The organism is Halobacillus sp. Cin3, assembly GCF_947311855.1.
In the GTDB taxonomy this organism is placed as follows: domain Bacteria; phylum Bacillota; class Bacilli; order Bacillales; family Halobacillaceae; genus Halobacillus; species Halobacillus kuroshimensis.
In genome coordinates this window covers 244,835-259,891 of sequence record NZ_CAMZMV010000004.1, presented here as the reverse complement: position 1 = coordinate 259,891, position 15,057 = coordinate 244,835, and the positions used below count along the sequence as shown (strand labels likewise).

Below are 15,057 nucleotides of genomic sequence, written 5' to 3'. Positions count from 1 at the left end.
AGCGGATTCGGGTACCGTTTTTACATTTCAAGGCGGCCACATAGGAAGTTGATATAAATTCATGAAACATTCGCCCATGTTCTTACGTATATTCATAGTAAGAGATTCATAGATCCCCCGGAATATATGGTATTCTTGAAGTAATATATAAACTTAAAGCCACGGAAATTAGGAAAGATGAAAAAAGGGGCTGACAATGCATGGACAACCTCTACTCTTCTACGCTGGAGTATTTGGAAAGAGCATTCATGCCGCATACATCCGAATATCAGCGCTATATCGATTTTCAAACGATGAGAGATATGAAGCAGGTCATCAAAGAGAAACGGCCGGTTTATTTCGATCTGGAGATCAAAGAGCTGGCGGAAATGAACAAAAGATACATTCTGGATGGGTTTTGGAACGGCATATTTTTCACCGCCGTCCTTCCAACCTCCAATACATTCAAAGGGACGATCGAGTATTACGGCAAGCCGCCAAAAATGTTGATCGGCCGGTTTGAAATGGACGAAGAACGCAGACACTTTTCCCCCACGTTTCTAAAGGAAGAGTTCAGCAGGAAAAAAGTGCTCGGAGACACATTACGAGATTTTTCAGGGATTTTGTTTACCTATTTGAATACGTACGTCAACGATATGGACGTATCCATAGAAACTACAACCTTTGAAGATTTTGAAAACCCCATATTTGAGGAGTGGGAATTTCCATTTCTCGAAAAGCATCACGATCTTCAGAAGGAATGGGCTTCTTTAAAGGAGCGGACAGCAAACCAATTCAAACGCCTGGACGAACTAGACGTCGAAGACCAATACGCTCTCGAGACGATGATGGATAAAGACGTTCCTGACTTTATCGCATCGTTCCATCGATTGTCTGATGAGAATAAGGAAAACCGGAAGCATGAACTAGTGGAGACGATGTATGATTTGAGTCGGTTCATCGAAACGCTGGAACGGAAAGAAGAAGAAAGTTACGCGCAGAACTTCGCCAGAAGCAAAGGAATTATCGCTTCCAAGTACAACAAAGAGGATGAAAACTTCCTCTCCAGGAAGTGATCGTTTTGAGCAGCCGGCTGTATTGTTTTTCTTGAGAAGACAGAATCGCATACAGGAGGTAGGACTATGAGCAACCATTCCACCTATAGGGACAAAGAAGCGGAACTGAACCATCAGGACCTGCGGGAAGCCATGACGCTGATAAAAAAAGAAGATCTCGATCGATTGAATGAGGAAGCAGAAACCTATGCCGGAAGATTCGATGCATCCAGGGACGACTCCCTGTCCGATGTGATGAGAGAACTCGGAGACCTCGGAGAAAAAGAACAGCGCGTCGCCGGCGAGACGATGGAAACGTTGAAGCGCCCGGTCAACGACCTTATGACCAAGGGCAATAACGACATTCCCCAGACACTGCAGGAACTGGAAACGATCGTATCGGACCTTGATCCGAAGCGTACGGAAGGAAACGGCGTCCAGCGGTTTTTTTATAAACTAAGTAAAAAGAAACCGATCGACCGCTACATGAAAAAGTACGAAACCGTCGATTCGAAAATTGATACCGTCGTCCGCAGCCTGCTTGCAGGGAAAGACCGTCTTGAAGAAGACAGTGTCGAATTGCAGCTCATCAAAGAAAACGCCCAGAAGCGTATTTATGACCTGGACAAGCAGATCTATCTAGGAAAAAAATTGTTCGAGCTGTTGAAGGAAAAAGAAGCGACGGGTGAGTACGACCTTGCGCTGATCACCGAAGGCAAAGAGAAAATCATTACGCGTACGAGAAACATGACGCAGATGAAGAGTGTGCTGCATCAAAGTGTTTCCTCTGTTGATATCATTAAGAAAAACAATGAAAAGCTGAAGGAATCCATCCGCAATGCGGTAACGCTGACGAAAAATATCATTACCGTCTCCGCCTCCATCCAGCTCGCCTTGAGCAATCAGCGGAAAGTGATCGATACAGTGAACGGCGTGAATAAAGCGACCGAAGAAATGCTGCTCTCAAACTCCAGGAACCTGAAAGAAAATGCGGAAGAGACGACACAGATGATGGAGAATCCAGCCATCAGTATGGAAGCTCTTCAAGAATCCTTCGATAACGTATTTGAAGCACTGAAGACGACCGAGCAGTCGTCGGAGCGGATTATCGCTTCAAGTGAGCAGTTTATTGAAGAGATGGACGCCTTGAATGAAAATGTGCGGAAGAAATTATCACAGACCACCACTCAAAGAGCGCTTCGTGACTGAAGCGCTCTTTTTCTAAGTACGAGTTCATCGCCTTCAAGCAAAACAGGGATCAGCAAGGTCCTGCTCGAAATATCTTGAATTCGTAAGCACCTTTTTCTGAAAGGTGTTTTTTTATGGGATTCTTCGTTATGAAAATACAGTTGCACATCCAATACTGTATGACATATACTATGAGTAGATAGTGTTTGTCGTACAGTATACAGAGGAGTGAAGATTTTGAGTCAACTATTGAACTCACTGCTGACCGAACAACGGAGGGGAAATCTGACGTTAGCGGTTTTGAGCCAGCTGCGTACGCCGCAATATGGATACTCTCTCGTAAAACGATTAGAAGGCTCGGGCATCACCATCGAACAAAGCACGCTTTATCCTCTACTGCGCCGGTTGGAAAAAAAAGACCTCGTTACGAGCAGCTGGGATACGTCAGAATCCCGTCCACGGAAGTATTATGTACTGAGTGATTACGGGGAAGATATTTTTCAAACCTTGAAGGAAGAATGGAAAAAAGCGACGAACGAATTGTTCCAACTACTGGAGGAGGAGAACAATGAAATGGATTGAGGTCTACTTACAAGAAGTTGAGCGCCGGCTTCCAGAAAAGAACCGGGAGGACATCCTGCTTGAGATCCAATCGACCATCCAGGATATGCTTCCAGAAAACCCTTCCGAAAATGACGTTAAAAACGTCCTTCAGGAACTGGGCGACCCTGTAAAGCTCGCCCAAGGATATAGTGAAAAGCCGATGCATCTGATCGGTCCCCGTTATTATGATCTTTATATTTCCCTCATCAAATTGATTCTGCCGATTGCGATTACCGTCTCATTAATCACTCTACTCGCTGAAAATATTATAGGGAATGTTGAGGAAACGAGCTTGATTGCGATGATCCTCTCCATTGTTGGTAAAGGTCTATGGCTGATCCTTTCGGTCGGCATGCAGGTCTTTTTCTGGATCACGGTCATATTCGCCCTGATCGAGCGTGTGGATTTCAGCTCAGAAGACGAAGAACCGACGTCTTCCCGTAAAGAATGGACACCGGAAAAGCTGAAAAAAGTCTCTCACACCACGAAGAAACGTGCGATATCCCAATGGGAAGTTTATGGAGCCATTATTTGGACAGCAGTTTGGTCAACTGTCTACTTCCATGCCGACCAATTGTTAGGGATCTATGAAAACCAGGGAGAAGGAATGAGCTTCATCACCCCGGCTTTGAACCAGGATGTCCTGCTCAGCTATTGGCCAGGGATTGTCCTTGTCATCGGTTTAGAAATTGCATTAGCTCTTTATAAGCTGTTGAAGAAAGAATGGAGCAAAGATGTCGTTTGGTTCAACACGATTCAGGAACTCCTGTCTATAGGCATTTTCGTTTGGATCATTACGGATGAACGGCTCTTTCAATCAACTTTCATCAACTACATCTCTGACCTCTTCCAATGGAATTCCGCTCAAGTCGCGGATGGTCTGGCTTGGAGAATCGCCGCCATTTTTATCATTTTTGCAGTATGGAACATCATTGACGGCTTCATCAAGTACAAAAAAGGCGTGAAGAAGGATAAGTTAAAGCATGAATTCGGTAAATAGGACAAGAAAAAGGTGACCCCGGGAAGCATGGGTCACCTTTTTTGTCTAAACTAAACTATTTATGCTGATCATTACAAAAAGAGAATTCAATCTTTTAGGAGTTTCCTAATTCATCCCCTCTTCACCGAAATTACATCAAATTTTGAAACCAGAACCCAAGGCCCGTGCCTATGTAGTTTCCAATGATGTACCCGAGCGTACCAACAAGAAGAATCGGCACGATCAGTTTATGCCAGCCTTTGGCAATCGCCATGGCTGCAGCTGTTGTCGGACCTCCCATGTTTGCATTACTTGCAAGAAGAGTCTCTTCTAAACTAAATTTAAATAGTTTACCCAAAACCAGAGAGACTATCACATTCATTAGAACGATGATTAAAACAAATACCAATAATAATGGTGATGTTGTGACTACGATAGCGATGGAAGCCGGTACCCCGATGACGACAAAAAATAAATAAATCAAGAACGTCCCAATTTCCTGTGTTCCTTTGATGCTTTCGAATTGTCTGGGGAACAACGAAACAGCCAGCACTGTCAGTGTCGTAAGCACCAGATAACGATCTCCAATGATCCCGCCCAGCACCTGATAAATGATGGTTACATCCTCCCCGCCAGGAAGGACTCCCGCAAAAAAGTCAGCGAGATTAAAGGATACTGTAACAAGGGCGAATGCACTCGCCACGCTGATCGCAATATCTTTTAAGGATATTTCTTTTCCTTTCCAGAAAGAAGCGGCCTGCGTTTCACTCTCATCTCCAGCAACGCCCGATTCCACCTCATCAATATGAGGGGTTCTGAATATGTCACGGAAGAATGAAAATGTTGGGATAGCCATCAAAACAAAGAAGAAGGTGGCCATCATCATATTGTCTGCAACCACGGTAGCCGAAACAAGTTCACTTGGCGTCTCGAATTTTGCTGCCATGGCGGCAAAGTTTACGCCACCACCTGTATAAGACCCTGCCATCATGGCACCGATTTTATCCAAATGGGGAATCACATCTCTTAAAAGCATAAACGAGATGATCGTACCTGCGACTGTACCGATCGAACTTAACAGGAAAATCGTCAGCATCCGTCCGCTTTCCTGCCAAACTTTCTTGATATTCGCCTGAAACAATAGTAACGGTATCGCCAGTGGTACGACATAATTCCATACAGCATCATACACACCCGACTCAAGCGGGATCACATTTAAATTGGCTAATACCATAGCCCCGATCAAGGCTATAATGGCTCCGGAAACTTTCGATGCCCATTTGTACTTTTGCTCCAGATAAATACTGATGGCCGCCCATCCTGTCAGAAACGACCAGAGCGCCCACGTATTGTCTGACGATATGAACGTATGATCCAATTGATTCACCTCTTTGTTTTGGTTTCAAATAAGACTACATCAATCATTTTTCCTTATTTTGGTTAACTATCATTATACATGAAGCGGGAAACAGTATTAAGGCATTCTATTATTCAACTCTTCTATGAGAAGTTGTGGATTTACATAAACGAAGGTGCTTTTCTACTAAAAACTGGAGGAGACATCTGTTTCTTCATAGATTTTATGCTCTCCGTCAACTACATCCACTCAGCTGTTAAAAGCTTTAACATCCTATCAATCCTTGCCTTCCTTCCTTTTTGACGAGTTGTCCGAACATCTCTATAATTAATCCCTATGTGCCATAAACGTCTTATAACCAGAGGAGCATTCGTTTTCTGAACGTCTAAAGAACAAAGCCATTATCCATCAACGTCTTCACAATATATTAACTATCACAGGTTAAAAAACCTAGGGGGAAAATAATGAACGAAAAAACGGACAGGAAAACAAGAATTGACTGGATTACATTCAGCATCAGCGGAGGCTTTCTCGTCTTATTTTTACTGATGTCTCTTTTAAACAAAGACCTTACGGGAGAATGGATCTCAAGCTCATTCGACTTTTCTGTTACATTCTTTGGTGTCTTCTGGCAGCTGCTGCTGCTTGCTACCTTCGTAGTAGGCGTTGCGCTTGCCTTGTCGAAATATGGAAAAGTGAAATTAGGAAAAAAGGATACACCTGAAAACGGATGGTTCCGCTGGGTCTCGATGATTCTTTGTACACTGCTTGCCAGTGGCGGAGTCTTCTGGGCTGCCGGAGAACCGATCTATCACTTTTTAACAACCCCACCACTGTTTGCTGATGAGGGAATGACAAGGGCACAAGCCGTCGTCCCAGGCTTAGCGCAGAGCTTTTTCCACTGGGGCTTTACCGCATGGGCTTGTTTAGGAACTGTCGCTACCATCGTTCTGATGTATGCGCACTACCATAAAGGGTACCCGCTAAAACCACGTGCGATCTTGTATCCGATGATCGGCGAGAAAATTTTCAACAAGAAAAGTGTTGTCGGGGCAGCTGCTGACATCGTCTCTGTCATTGCTGTTGCCGCTGGAACCATTGGACCGATCGGCTTTTTAGGCCTACAAGTCGGTTATGCCCTCAACTATTTATTCAATATCCCGGACACTCTGTTTACGCAGTCCCTCGTCATTATTTTTCTCGTGACGATCGCTGCCGTTTCAGCGGCTTCCGGTGTAGATAAAGGGATTCAACTGCTCAGTCGTCTCAACGTAGGATTTGCTGTTGTTCTGATGATCGGCATGCTTATTCTCGGGCCGACGATGTTCATCATCGATTCATTCGTCGCCGCCGAAGCTTTCCAGATCCAGAACTTCCTGCGGATGAGTCTTTACCGCGGAGATAGCGGCTGGCTCGGTTATTGGACCGTCTTCTTCTGGGGCTGGTTCCTCGGTTTCGGACCGGCAATGGCGATGTTCATCAGCCGTATTTCCAGAGGCCGTACCATTCGCCAGCTGATCCTTGCCGTAGCGATCCTTGCTCCGATCGTAAGTAACTTCTGGTTTGCCGTTGTCGGAGGCTCCGGTCTGTTTTACGAACTGGAATCACCAGGAGCCGTTTCAACCGCTCTCAATGAAACAGGCATGCCTGCCGCTGTTATGGCGATTATGGAGCAAGTACCATTCGGGATGATCATGGCTGCAGGCTTCTTGATTGTAACGATCATTTTCGTCGCAACAACCGCCGACTCCATGTCTTATTCCGTCGCCGTCACACTTACAGGCGATACCCACCCGCCACGTGTCCTGCGCGTGTTCTGGGCCTTGTTGTTTGGAGGCATTGCCGCAGCACTTCTAGGTATTGGGGAAAGCAGTATCCAAACGCTGCAGAACTTCATCGTTGTCACCGCTGTTCCCGTTTCACTGTTGTTGCTGCCACCTGTCTGGCTCGCACCGAAAGTGGCGAAACAGATGGCGAAGGAGCAGGGATTGATTGCTGAACAAAGTGCCCCTGTATCGGTTGAAGAAAAAGAACGTAAAACATCATAAATGCATTCAAAGCCGCTATTCTTATCTATACGATAGAGTAGCGGCTTTTTTGGAAATCCTGCCGAATCGCCGATTCAACTTTATTAATAAATCATTGACTTATATGGAAGAAAATATAAAATTACTAATAAGATGTCCGTATTGCCTGTATGTTGCTTCACTACTTTTTAAGGGGGAAACTTATGAACCGTTCACTCTTCATCCTGTTTGTCAGTGTCTTCTTGATGGCTTTAAGCGCCTGTGGTACAGAAGAAAGTTCAGGATCAGATACCACCGCTGATGATGCTTCAAGTACAGAAGAAACAGAACAAGGTACAGATACTGAAAGCAAAGAGACCGATGCTCCTGAAACCATGACGGCAGAAGAAAACGAGAATAAGGATGCCAAGGTTGGGGATACAGTCACATCTGAAGCCGGTGAACAAACGATGGTCAGCCGCACCGACGATGTCGGAATATTTGAAAGCGGCCCTATTAGCCTTACTATTGAAAAGGTCAATGGAGTCTCCGGCACCTTAAAAGGTGAAGCCGCAGCTCTTATGGATAAGGAAGAAATCGAATACATCCAAGTCGATATGAAAACAAGCAATTCCTCCGAGGATCATATTACCTTTTATGCTTCCCAGGCTGTGATGACTACGAATACGGGAGAACAGTTGGAGCCTGACATGCTTATGAGTGACCATATTGACGGGGAGTATTTAGGGCAAGTGAACAAAGAGGGCACATCATTCTACTTCCTGAAAAATTCAAAAGCTGAAGATGTGGATTCGATTACGCTGTACTACAGCGCAGCCCTGAATGAGAACTTCGAGGATATCGGAGAAGAAATTGAAGTGGACGTAAACCTGAATAAATAATACATTCCATTACGAAAAAGCTCCCTTGATCACCGTTCAAGGGAGCTTTTGTATTTACTATCTTTTTTCGGAACAATCGTTTATACGTTTTTAAAGGACAACGTATCCGATTTAAATATCAGGAGAAGTCTCCCCCGCCTCCCATGGGCGGATTGTCTCTTGGTCCTGTGTGCCTTGTATTCTCTTCATAGACCTTTTCTCTTCCTCTTTTTTGATGCTTATTCAGTTCATCGCCGTAAAATCGATTGGTATTCCTTCCGAATTTGTCCCGGATCATTCCCCATAAAATAGGCAGACCGAGCAAACTCAGAATGATCAGCAGAAACGCGCCTCCACTCATGTCCTTCCACCTACTTTCGCTTTGTTACTTATCTATACGAACAGATGGAGGATCAGGTTTCATCCTCTATTGGATCATCACAGGAAGAGTGTACGAGCCGGTTCCATTTTCCCATTCAGCAAAAACTTCGATAATATATCGGCCTTCTGATTCGGGAAGAGTCACCTGCTCATTTTCAATCGCAAGCTCCTCCTGCCTTCCTTCATCATCCCAGATAAATGCGGAGAGTTCCGGTGTTTTTCCACTGCTGAATGTGATCACTGCTGTCTTGTCATCGCCTGAAGGTGCCGCTTCGACATTTTCAGCAATCTCGTAAGGTGTTCCCGCATCCGCTGTCACTTGGCTGTCCGAGAACAACCCTTCATTGGTCCATTCATACGTGCCTTTCGCCATCTCCGTCACTTCTTTATTCATAGTCATAAAACCGTCCGGCGGTTCTGCGGTTCCGGAGCAGGCTGTAAGCAGCACCCCTGTTAAAATTATCAGCCATAAAGCTGTTATCTTTTTCATTTCTCTCACCCCTGAAGTTTACTCTACCTATAAAGAGTACACCATTTTGCGGAGGTATGGATAGTTCAAAACACATATCATCCATTCGTTCTTATATGAGAAGCTATTCTACGTGTAAAAAAGCACCACACTCTTCGAGTGCGGTGCTTCTTATCCGTATACAGCAGAGGCCGGACTTACTTTTTGCTGCGTTTTTTAATGGTGTAGTTCTTATGAGCAACCACGGTCTTTTCGAAGTCAAAATTGCGCTCGTGGAAATCTTCCATAATGGTCAGGTCACAGACCACGGAGTTTGCCGGATTCGTAGAAGTAACGACAGCTTCAAGCTGCTGGCCGTCCCTTTTGAAGGTAATGATATCCCCTTCGTTTGCTTTATTTTCTTCTTTTATTTTCTCTGCTTCTTCTGCTTCTTTCTTGTTAAAGGCAGCATCTACAAGGCCTTTACTTAGGTTTTCATCAGCCATAAGAAATTCCCCTTCCTATTGAGTGTAGTTTCGGTTTCGCTTATGCCATGATTCAGGCACAGGTTTCCTTTATCCATACCCTTAATCACGGTCTCTCATTCGCTCTGCTGATTTTAACAAACATGTTTTTTCATAATGTCTGATTTTCAGCACCGTTCACACTGTACAATAATTCAGGCCGGGTACGAAAGTCATCAGTTTTAATGAAGACTATATACCTTCTCGATTTGCTTGATCGTTGTTTTATCTTCGAAAGTGTCTTAACGTCTTACTTTTCTTTCTTCTCCAACCATGTTACACACTCCACGTGACTCGTCTGCGGTGCTTATTTTAACAGCATTTCGCTACTTTTAATTGCATTTAAAATCAACCATTGTTAATAGACAAGAACTAGTTTTTACACTCTAGCTTTTATTGCTTATTTTCCGTTTAGTGATCATTTGTGTGACCACGTGATCACTATTCACTTCATTAAAAAAAGCTCTCAATTAAGAGAGCCTTTTATATGTGAATTAACTTTTTTCTTTCTTCGACTTCAAACTTGAAGCGTCTTTTTATCATATCATTAATCTGTTTAGTGGTTTTAGTAAATTTCAAATGACTCTTTATATAAGAAAAATCAAACTCTTCTAACAAGTCAATTAAAGCAGTATTTACAAATGAAGACGTTACCCATTCGATGTCTTCAAATGAAAGAGTGACTTTTTCATCAGATTTTAATTCAGATAACAGTAAGGCGTGTATAACTGCCCCATCTTCATTGGAGTAACAACGTTCTACATGATTCAAGACTTTTAGAAGTCCCATTCGAACTCCTCCTCATCAATATTTTCAAAATTGTTAGTATCGAGAACGATTTCGATAAATGTCCCCGGATACCTATTACTTTGCTGTTTAGAGTTTACCACATAACCGTTAGTTTTATTCCTATGGGCTGTAATTGTACCATAAAAGGACCTAATATGCAGTTCTCCGCCATTATTCACGACTACATTTTGAAGGAGCGTTTGGAGCCCCGCACCTCTATTTTTAGGTGTAGACTTAGATGAGAACCCTTCTTCTAAAGCAGACACAATTGCTTCTTCATCAGTTAAAGAAGGGTAAACTGTTCTTATTGCGTATGGTATTCCTACACCAAAGTCTGAGATAGCAATCATTAACTGATTCTTGTTTGGATAACATTGAGCAAAAATACACCCTATATTTTCTTCAGCGTGATCACGTATATTGTTAAATATCTCACCGAAACTAATTGAGATATTTGCCAAGGACTCTTTGTTGATACCTAACTGGCGAGATAACCATGGGGTGAAATCATTTTCAAGCCACTTATAACTAGAACTGTACGCCACAGACTGTATAGGGATAGTTGTAGACCTAACAGCAGGTGAATCACTCAATGTACTCCCTATATATTTTTTAAAAAGCATTGAATCATCAAGATACTTTAAACAGTGCTTTGGATTGTTAGGGAAATTATCGGGGTTTTCAATAGCAACAGAAACGTCCCGTCTCAATAACCACTCAAAGAGATTACTTAAAATTGTTACACCCGCCGGTTCTATAAAATTCAGCGTTCTAAAATTAAAAGTTATTTCTTTACTTGCAGGCTGCATATCAGAGGTGATCACTTTGTTTATTAAATGGTGCATAGTACTTCTCTTAAAACTTGTTGGCAAGTTCACTTTCAACAATACCTTCACATCCTAACTACATATTAGGATTATTTTAACATGTTATTCATATTTTGAGACAAGTTTCATTATATTCCATTAAATAACCTTCCTCTTCAAGCAATTACTACATTACTTATATCATCAAAATGTATGGTTATATCATCTTTATTTTTCTGATCATACATTTTTATCCTTCGTGTACTTACATCCATCTTTATAACCTTTGCTAATAAGTAAGTAAAGTCAAACCCGTTATGATAACGAACCTCTACAGGTAGCCCGTCCTTTAAAGCTATTTGTAGCTTTAGCCCTATTTCTTCTAACTGTTGATCATCCAGAATAGGTTTTTCGATGCGTTCGTCCTCTTTCCAAACTTGCTTTATCATTTCAACATGTTCAGGTAGCATTAATGAAGTCCATTTAATGGTCCCTCGATCACGATTCCGATTATCCATTGATAACACCTTTCCCTTCCATATAAGGATGTACTGAAAGAAAGTTGGCAAGCTTAAATGACCGAACAGTCTTGCGTGTGTAACAGTAAGCCAGAATTGTTCCCTCTTTAATCGATACTACACGAATAACTCTCTGAGAAATATTCCCTTCGTTAGCTATGTAAATGAGTTCGAGCTTTTGTTTATTATCTAATGCTCTCTTTAGAATGCCATCCACTTCCATCACTCCTTCATACATCATATACGAACATTTGTTCTTATTTTACCATTTATTAAACAAAAGTAAATTTACAATTTTTGTGAAGGTGTTTGGAGTTTTTTGTCGTAAGGTAATAAGTGCAATAAAAATTAGGAGGTATCTTATGAAGAATACACGCGAAGAATTAAAAGCCTGGCATGTAGCATTGGCTTCAGAGAAATTAAATGAAAAAACCCAGCAAATTATGGATGAAATGATGATACATATATCCGGCCAACCTTTTGAGTTGGACAAAACCAAGCAGAAGGTATACGCATATGAGGCTCTGTTATATGAAGTAGGAAAAGAAAAGTTCATTATTGAGGATGAAGACTATACAATTCAATAAATGACAAAGCCCCAGCAATAGCCAGAGCTGTTGTCATACATGATATTTAAATCAATTTAAAATGCTTGTCCAATTTGGCAGATGTTTCTTCCGCTGTATCACCTGAAAGATCCACCACCTTACCATGGCCAACTTTAATTCCGTCAGCTCCACCGCCGACCACGTATATGTTTTCTTCTGCAAATACTTCCTCTTTCTCAGCATTAGAACGAAACTTAATAGCTCCGCCGGAACGGACTACTGCTTTATACGCGTTCAAAGCATCAACTTTATCATTTGCTACAAAGATATGTTTTTCCATTTGTGTTTCCTCCTTGGGTTTTGACTCTATGCGTTCAACAGCCTCCTGCAAAGCCTTTTGAGTAGCCGGCCCATAATAGCCGTCTACCATAAGATTATTGACCTTCTGAAAGTTTTTAACTGCTTTTTCAACAAGTGGACCAAAGCTTCCATCAACCTTTAGTTGGTCCCCCACCTTATTTAGGTCACGCTGCAGTTGTTTAACGGCATCTCCCACATCCCCTTTCATGAGATATCCTTTATCCTGTGCTTGTCCAGTTAACTTACCTGACAAAACAGCTTCATAGTCAAAGCAAGGGCACTGCTTTCGAGAATAGCCAGGGAATTTATTATGCCCACGCGTGCGCTTGTAGGCTGGGAGATCCTTAACCAACGCAGCGTGTAGTTCGCGCAAGGAGTTCTGTTGAGCTTCTGTCGGTTCTTGAGTGCGGAAATCACCTACTAAGCAAATTCCTACAGCTTGCTTATTACTGTTTCCGACATGATAACTAAGGACCCCTAACTGATGATTATATTCGATGGTGCCCTCACGCAAAATCACAAAATGGTATGCGACTTCCGGCCATTCAAGTGTATGAACGTGATACATAGCAAATGCTCTTGAATCACCAGTCTCTGTTAAAGAGTGGTGAATAGCAATGTCCGTCTTATAATTCTCTGAATAAACGTTGTACCAACCATCATGAGGGAGTTTCCCTCTTAGATTAACTACCTGGGGAAGCTGCTCAAAAAAGTAAGTCATAATTAATCCTCCTCAATTTTTGTAGTATGACCTTCACGTTTCTGAACCAATTCAAAAAGACCGGTCGCTGAAAGTCCTGCCCCAGCTCCGGCCCATAAGCGCAACGCAATATTCATTTCAGTGAAAGGATAAGATACAGCGCCTAATGCCACTCCAATCATTAAAGCAATCAGAGGAATGTAATTCTTCGGCAGTGCAGCCAACCTTTTCACAATTTCAAGCACTCCAGCTACAAAAGGACTGATTACCGTGGCAAACATCAATACCTGAGTCATCATTTCATTTTCCATGCTAAAACCCTCCTAAGGAAATATTGGTTTCTGGCGATTTCAAAATAAAAGCTAATATAGCTAAAATTATTGCGCCCAAAATCAGACGGAGAATCCAAGTTGTATTGCTCTTAATGTCTGAGATGTCCTGTTTCATATCTCTGATGTTAGACTCTGCTACTGCCAATCGTGACTTCATATCACCTACATCTTCTTCTAACTTTTTTACTCGTTCTTCCATAATTGCCCCCCTATTTAGACAAAATAAAAAGAGCCTTCCTGAATGGAAGAGCTCAATACTATATATTATTTATTTTTCAAAAAATCCGCTGAAAGTTTGTTGAAGGTAAATGTCCATTAATTCTTCATCCAAACTAACACCATACTTTTCACTTACAAACTCATTACCAATTATTTTTAAAGTGTCATTATCTTCCCTTCCCCTAATTCTTATCGCTACATTTATTTCATCAGGGACACTAATTTTTTCATGCATAAAACGGGGAATGGATAAAATGTAATCGTCACCGAGTTTAATTTTGTAATACTTTATCTCAATTTCAAAACTAAACCAGTCAGAAGCGCTGATTTCATCTTCTAGATTCTTTCTTAAATTATTAAAATAGCTTTCAAGAAAATCCTTAGCATGCATTTTGGCAGCTCTTTTATTCTTTAGTATGTCTGTTTCTGCTGAACTAAGATTTTTTATCTGTTGGATGAAAATTACTTTATAGCCCATTTTCATCGTCCCTTCTATGAAAACTAAATTCACCAAAACTGGTTACCTTCATATTCCATATATAACTAACGACATTGATTAGTGTCAATTAACACCTTCTTTTAAGCTTACGAAGTTACTCTTTTGTTAAGGCGAGCAATAATTTCATTTTGTATAAGGACCTATATTTTCACTAAGGCTTTTGAGGGAACCTTCAAATGTTCTTTCCTGAAATACTTTATTTTCTAAAGAAAGACCAATCATTCTAGATATTGCAGCTACTGCTAGTGGTTCTTTCATATTCTGATTTTCTTTGATATTAGCTTGTCTTTTAAAAAACAGTTTCCGGATACTATCTGAATAGTTTTTCTTAATAAGTACTAACAAGCCTTGGATGTAATTGAAAACCTGCTCCCCAAACTCATAAGTTTCTGTGTAGTCAGGTATATAACCTTTGTGTATAACATTATTTCTGAAACCTACCATTTTTTGCGGGAATATTGGAGGTGAATCATTAAATTCATTTAAGTAAAGGAAATAAAATGCGCCTAGTTGTCTTTCTGACATGTTTTTGACACTCTTCCAAGTTGTATTGAAATTTTCCTTATCAATATTATTGTTATCAAGTATTATTTGAATGAAATATTCATAAAATCTCTCTAAAGATGAAACAAAACTTGAAACAGCTTCACGGGTATAACCATCAATCAATGCTAGTGCACCAAGATCAAATAATACTTCGAACTTTTCATCTTGAAGGACCATGTGAGTATAGTGTCCTTCAGAACATGTAAACTCATAAAGTCCCGAGTCATTAATCTCAATTTTATTAAAGTTGAGGTTTGGTTCATTTAATTCAGAAATACACTTCACGCACGGAGTGGCAAGTTTCATCTATAAGTACCTCCATCAATATCCATTACATTA

The 15,057-nt window shown here is 41.5% G+C and carries 20 protein-coding genes; 7 read left to right on the top strand and 13 right to left on the bottom strand.

From position 1 onward, the window contains the following. Nucleotides 1-200 precede the first annotated feature (200 nt). From QMA39_RS14420 to QMA39_RS14405, 4 genes are all read left to right on the top strand, one after another. Nucleotides 201-1,055 (top strand): hypothetical protein, encoded by an 855-nt coding sequence (locus QMA39_RS14420; protein WP_206933926.1) that lies wholly within the window; start codon nucleotides 201-203, stop codon nucleotides 1,053-1,055. Between the two features lie 66 nt (nucleotides 1,056-1,121). Next, on the top strand, nucleotides 1,122-2,243 hold the full coding sequence (locus QMA39_RS14415; RefSeq protein WP_206933924.1) for a toxic anion resistance protein: 1,122 nt from the start codon (nucleotides 1,122-1,124) through the stop codon (nucleotides 2,241-2,243). Between the two features lie 216 nt (nucleotides 2,244-2,459). Continuing rightward, nucleotides 2,460-2,804: a PadR family transcriptional regulator gene (locus QMA39_RS14410; RefSeq protein ID WP_027955754.1), complete on the top strand. Its 345-nt coding sequence runs from the start codon at nucleotides 2,460-2,462 to the stop codon at nucleotides 2,802-2,804. Continuing rightward, complete coding sequence (locus tag QMA39_RS14405) at nucleotides 2,791-3,825, top strand: hypothetical protein (RefSeq protein ID WP_281659149.1); 1,035 nt, start codon at nucleotides 2,791-2,793, stop codon at nucleotides 3,823-3,825. The genes QMA39_RS14410 and QMA39_RS14405 overlap by 14 nt, the downstream gene beginning before the upstream one ends. A 130-nt stretch (nucleotides 3,826-3,955) precedes the next feature. Here QMA39_RS14405 and QMA39_RS14400 read toward each other — a convergent pair whose 3' ends face one another. Continuing rightward, nucleotides 3,956-5,182, bottom strand: coding sequence for a DUF819 family protein (locus tag QMA39_RS14400; RefSeq protein WP_281659148.1), 1,227 nt, complete (start codon nucleotides 5,180-5,182; stop codon nucleotides 3,956-3,958). A 443-nt stretch (nucleotides 5,183-5,625) separates the two neighbouring features. Here QMA39_RS14400 and QMA39_RS14395 point away from each other — a divergent pair, with 443 nt between their 5' ends. Together QMA39_RS14395 and QMA39_RS14390 are read left to right on the top strand one after the other, a co-directional pair. Continuing rightward, nucleotides 5,626-7,209, top strand: coding sequence for a BCCT family transporter (locus tag QMA39_RS14395; protein ID WP_281659147.1), 1,584 nt, complete (start codon nucleotides 5,626-5,628; stop codon nucleotides 7,207-7,209). Nucleotides 7,210-7,391: 182 nt separating this feature from the next. Continuing rightward, complete coding sequence (locus QMA39_RS14390) at nucleotides 7,392-8,069, top strand: hypothetical protein (protein WP_281659146.1); 678 nt, start codon at nucleotides 7,392-7,394, stop codon at nucleotides 8,067-8,069. A gap of 118 nt (nucleotides 8,070-8,187) precedes the next feature. Here QMA39_RS14390 and QMA39_RS14385 read toward each other — a convergent pair whose 3' ends face one another. The 7 genes from QMA39_RS14385 to QMA39_RS14355 form a co-directional block, all read right to left on the bottom strand. Beyond that, nucleotides 8,188-8,409 carry a hypothetical protein gene (locus tag QMA39_RS14385; RefSeq protein ID WP_281659145.1) on the bottom strand — a complete coding sequence of 74 codons (222 nt, stop codon included), beginning with the start codon at nucleotides 8,407-8,409 and terminating at the stop codon, nucleotides 8,188-8,190. Between the two features lie 66 nt (nucleotides 8,410-8,475). Then, a complete protein-coding gene (locus QMA39_RS14380; RefSeq protein ID WP_281659144.1) occupies nucleotides 8,476-8,919 on the bottom strand; it encodes a hypothetical protein in 444 nt (147 codons plus the stop codon). Between the two features lie 176 nt (nucleotides 8,920-9,095). Next, complete coding sequence (locus QMA39_RS14375; protein WP_035532250.1) at nucleotides 9,096-9,383, bottom strand: YkvS family protein; 288 nt, start codon at nucleotides 9,381-9,383, stop codon at nucleotides 9,096-9,098. A gap of 501 nt (nucleotides 9,384-9,884) precedes the next feature. Beyond that, nucleotides 9,885-10,190 (bottom strand): STAS-like domain-containing protein, encoded by a 306-nt coding sequence (locus QMA39_RS14370; protein ID WP_281659143.1) that lies wholly within the window; start codon nucleotides 10,188-10,190, stop codon nucleotides 9,885-9,887. Further along, entirely contained in the window at nucleotides 10,178-11,068 is an 891-nt protein-coding gene (locus QMA39_RS14365) for an ATP-binding protein (RefSeq protein WP_281659248.1), read from the bottom strand. Before QMA39_RS14365 ends, QMA39_RS14370 begins: the two co-directional genes overlap by 13 nt. A 104-nt stretch (nucleotides 11,069-11,172) precedes the next feature. Beyond that, nucleotides 11,173-11,514: a YolD-like family protein gene (locus tag QMA39_RS14360; protein WP_281659142.1), complete on the bottom strand. Its 342-nt coding sequence runs from the start codon at nucleotides 11,512-11,514 to the stop codon at nucleotides 11,173-11,175. After that, nucleotides 11,507-11,731 carry a hypothetical protein gene (locus tag QMA39_RS14355; RefSeq protein WP_281659141.1) on the bottom strand — a complete coding sequence of 75 codons (225 nt, stop codon included), beginning with the start codon at nucleotides 11,729-11,731 and terminating at the stop codon, nucleotides 11,507-11,509. Before QMA39_RS14355 ends, QMA39_RS14360 begins: the two co-directional genes overlap by 8 nt. A 145-nt stretch (nucleotides 11,732-11,876) precedes the next feature. Here QMA39_RS14355 and QMA39_RS14350 point away from each other — a divergent pair, with 145 nt between their 5' ends. Continuing rightward, entirely contained in the window at nucleotides 11,877-12,101 is a 225-nt protein-coding gene (locus QMA39_RS14350) for a hypothetical protein (RefSeq protein ID WP_281659140.1), read from the top strand. 46 nt (nucleotides 12,102-12,147) lie between these two features. Here QMA39_RS14350 and QMA39_RS14345 read toward each other — a convergent pair whose 3' ends face one another. The 5 genes from QMA39_RS14345 to QMA39_RS14325 all read right to left on the bottom strand — a co-directional run bounded on the left by QMA39_RS14345 (nucleotide 12,148) and on the right by QMA39_RS14325 (nucleotide 15,024). Further along, nucleotides 12,148-13,143, bottom strand: a complete 996-nt coding sequence (locus tag QMA39_RS14345; RefSeq protein WP_281659139.1) for an N-acetylmuramoyl-L-alanine amidase — start codon at nucleotides 13,141-13,143, stop codon at nucleotides 12,148-12,150. Between the two features lie 2 nt (nucleotides 13,144-13,145). Next, nucleotides 13,146-13,418, bottom strand: coding sequence for a holin (locus QMA39_RS14340; protein ID WP_281659247.1), 273 nt, complete (start codon nucleotides 13,416-13,418; stop codon nucleotides 13,146-13,148). A 16-nt stretch (nucleotides 13,419-13,434) separates the two neighbouring features. After that, nucleotides 13,435-13,653 carry a hemolysin XhlA family protein gene (locus QMA39_RS14335; protein ID WP_281659138.1) on the bottom strand — a complete coding sequence of 73 codons (219 nt, stop codon included), beginning with the start codon at nucleotides 13,651-13,653 and terminating at the stop codon, nucleotides 13,435-13,437. A 69-nt stretch (nucleotides 13,654-13,722) separates the two neighbouring features. Continuing rightward, entirely contained in the window at nucleotides 13,723-14,151 is a 429-nt protein-coding gene (locus tag QMA39_RS14330; RefSeq protein ID WP_281659137.1) for a hypothetical protein, read from the bottom strand. Nucleotides 14,152-14,295: 144 nt separating this feature from the next. Then, nucleotides 14,296-15,024, bottom strand: a complete 729-nt coding sequence (locus QMA39_RS14325) for a hypothetical protein (RefSeq protein WP_281659136.1) — start codon at nucleotides 15,022-15,024, stop codon at nucleotides 14,296-14,298. Nucleotides 15,025-15,057 lie beyond the last annotated feature (33 nt).

Bases quoted from the DNA above. Each gene is read 5' to 3' on its own strand.
- QMA39_RS14420 (WP_206933926.1), top strand. From the start codon at position 201: ATGGACAACCTCTACTCTTCTACGCTGGAGTATTTGGAAAGAGCATTC.
- QMA39_RS14415 (WP_206933924.1), top strand. From the start codon at position 1,122: ATGAGCAACCATTCCACCTATAGGGACAAAGAAGCGGAACTGAACCAT.
- QMA39_RS14405 (WP_281659149.1), top strand. From the start codon at position 2,791: ATGAAATGGATTGAGGTCTACTTACAAGAAGTTGAGCGCCGGCTTCCA.
- QMA39_RS14395 (WP_281659147.1), top strand. From the start codon at position 5,626: ATGAACGAAAAAACGGACAGGAAAACAAGAATTGACTGGATTACATTC.
- QMA39_RS14390 (WP_281659146.1), top strand. From the start codon at position 7,392: ATGAACCGTTCACTCTTCATCCTGTTTGTCAGTGTCTTCTTGATGGCT.
- QMA39_RS14385 (WP_281659145.1), bottom strand. From the start codon at position 8,409: ATGAGTGGAGGCGCGTTTCTGCTGATCATTCTGAGTTTGCTCGGTCTG.
- QMA39_RS14380 (WP_281659144.1), bottom strand. From the start codon at position 8,919: ATGAAAAAGATAACAGCTTTATGGCTGATAATTTTAACAGGGGTGCTG.
- QMA39_RS14375 (WP_035532250.1), bottom strand. From the start codon at position 9,383: ATGGCTGATGAAAACCTAAGTAAAGGCCTTGTAGATGCTGCCTTTAAC.
- QMA39_RS14370 (WP_281659143.1), bottom strand. From the start codon at position 10,190: ATGGGACTTCTAAAAGTCTTGAATCATGTAGAACGTTGTTACTCCAAT.
- QMA39_RS14360 (WP_281659142.1), bottom strand. From the start codon at position 11,514: ATGGATAATCGGAATCGTGATCGAGGGACCATTAAATGGACTTCATTA.
- QMA39_RS14350 (WP_281659140.1), top strand. From the start codon at position 11,877: ATGAAGAATACACGCGAAGAATTAAAAGCCTGGCATGTAGCATTGGCT.
- QMA39_RS14345 (WP_281659139.1), bottom strand. From the start codon at position 13,143: ATGACTTACTTTTTTGAGCAGCTTCCCCAGGTAGTTAATCTAAGAGGG.
- QMA39_RS14340 (WP_281659247.1), bottom strand. From the start codon at position 13,418: ATGACTCAGGTATTGATGTTTGCCACGGTAATCAGTCCTTTTGTAGCT.
- QMA39_RS14335 (WP_281659138.1), bottom strand. From the start codon at position 13,653: ATGGAAGAACGAGTAAAAAAGTTAGAAGAAGATGTAGGTGATATGAAG.
- QMA39_RS14330 (WP_281659137.1), bottom strand. From the start codon at position 14,151: ATGGGCTATAAAGTAATTTTCATCCAACAGATAAAAAATCTTAGTTCA.
- QMA39_RS14325 (WP_281659136.1), bottom strand. From the start codon at position 15,024: ATGAAACTTGCCACTCCGTGCGTGAAGTGTATTTCTGAATTAAATGAA.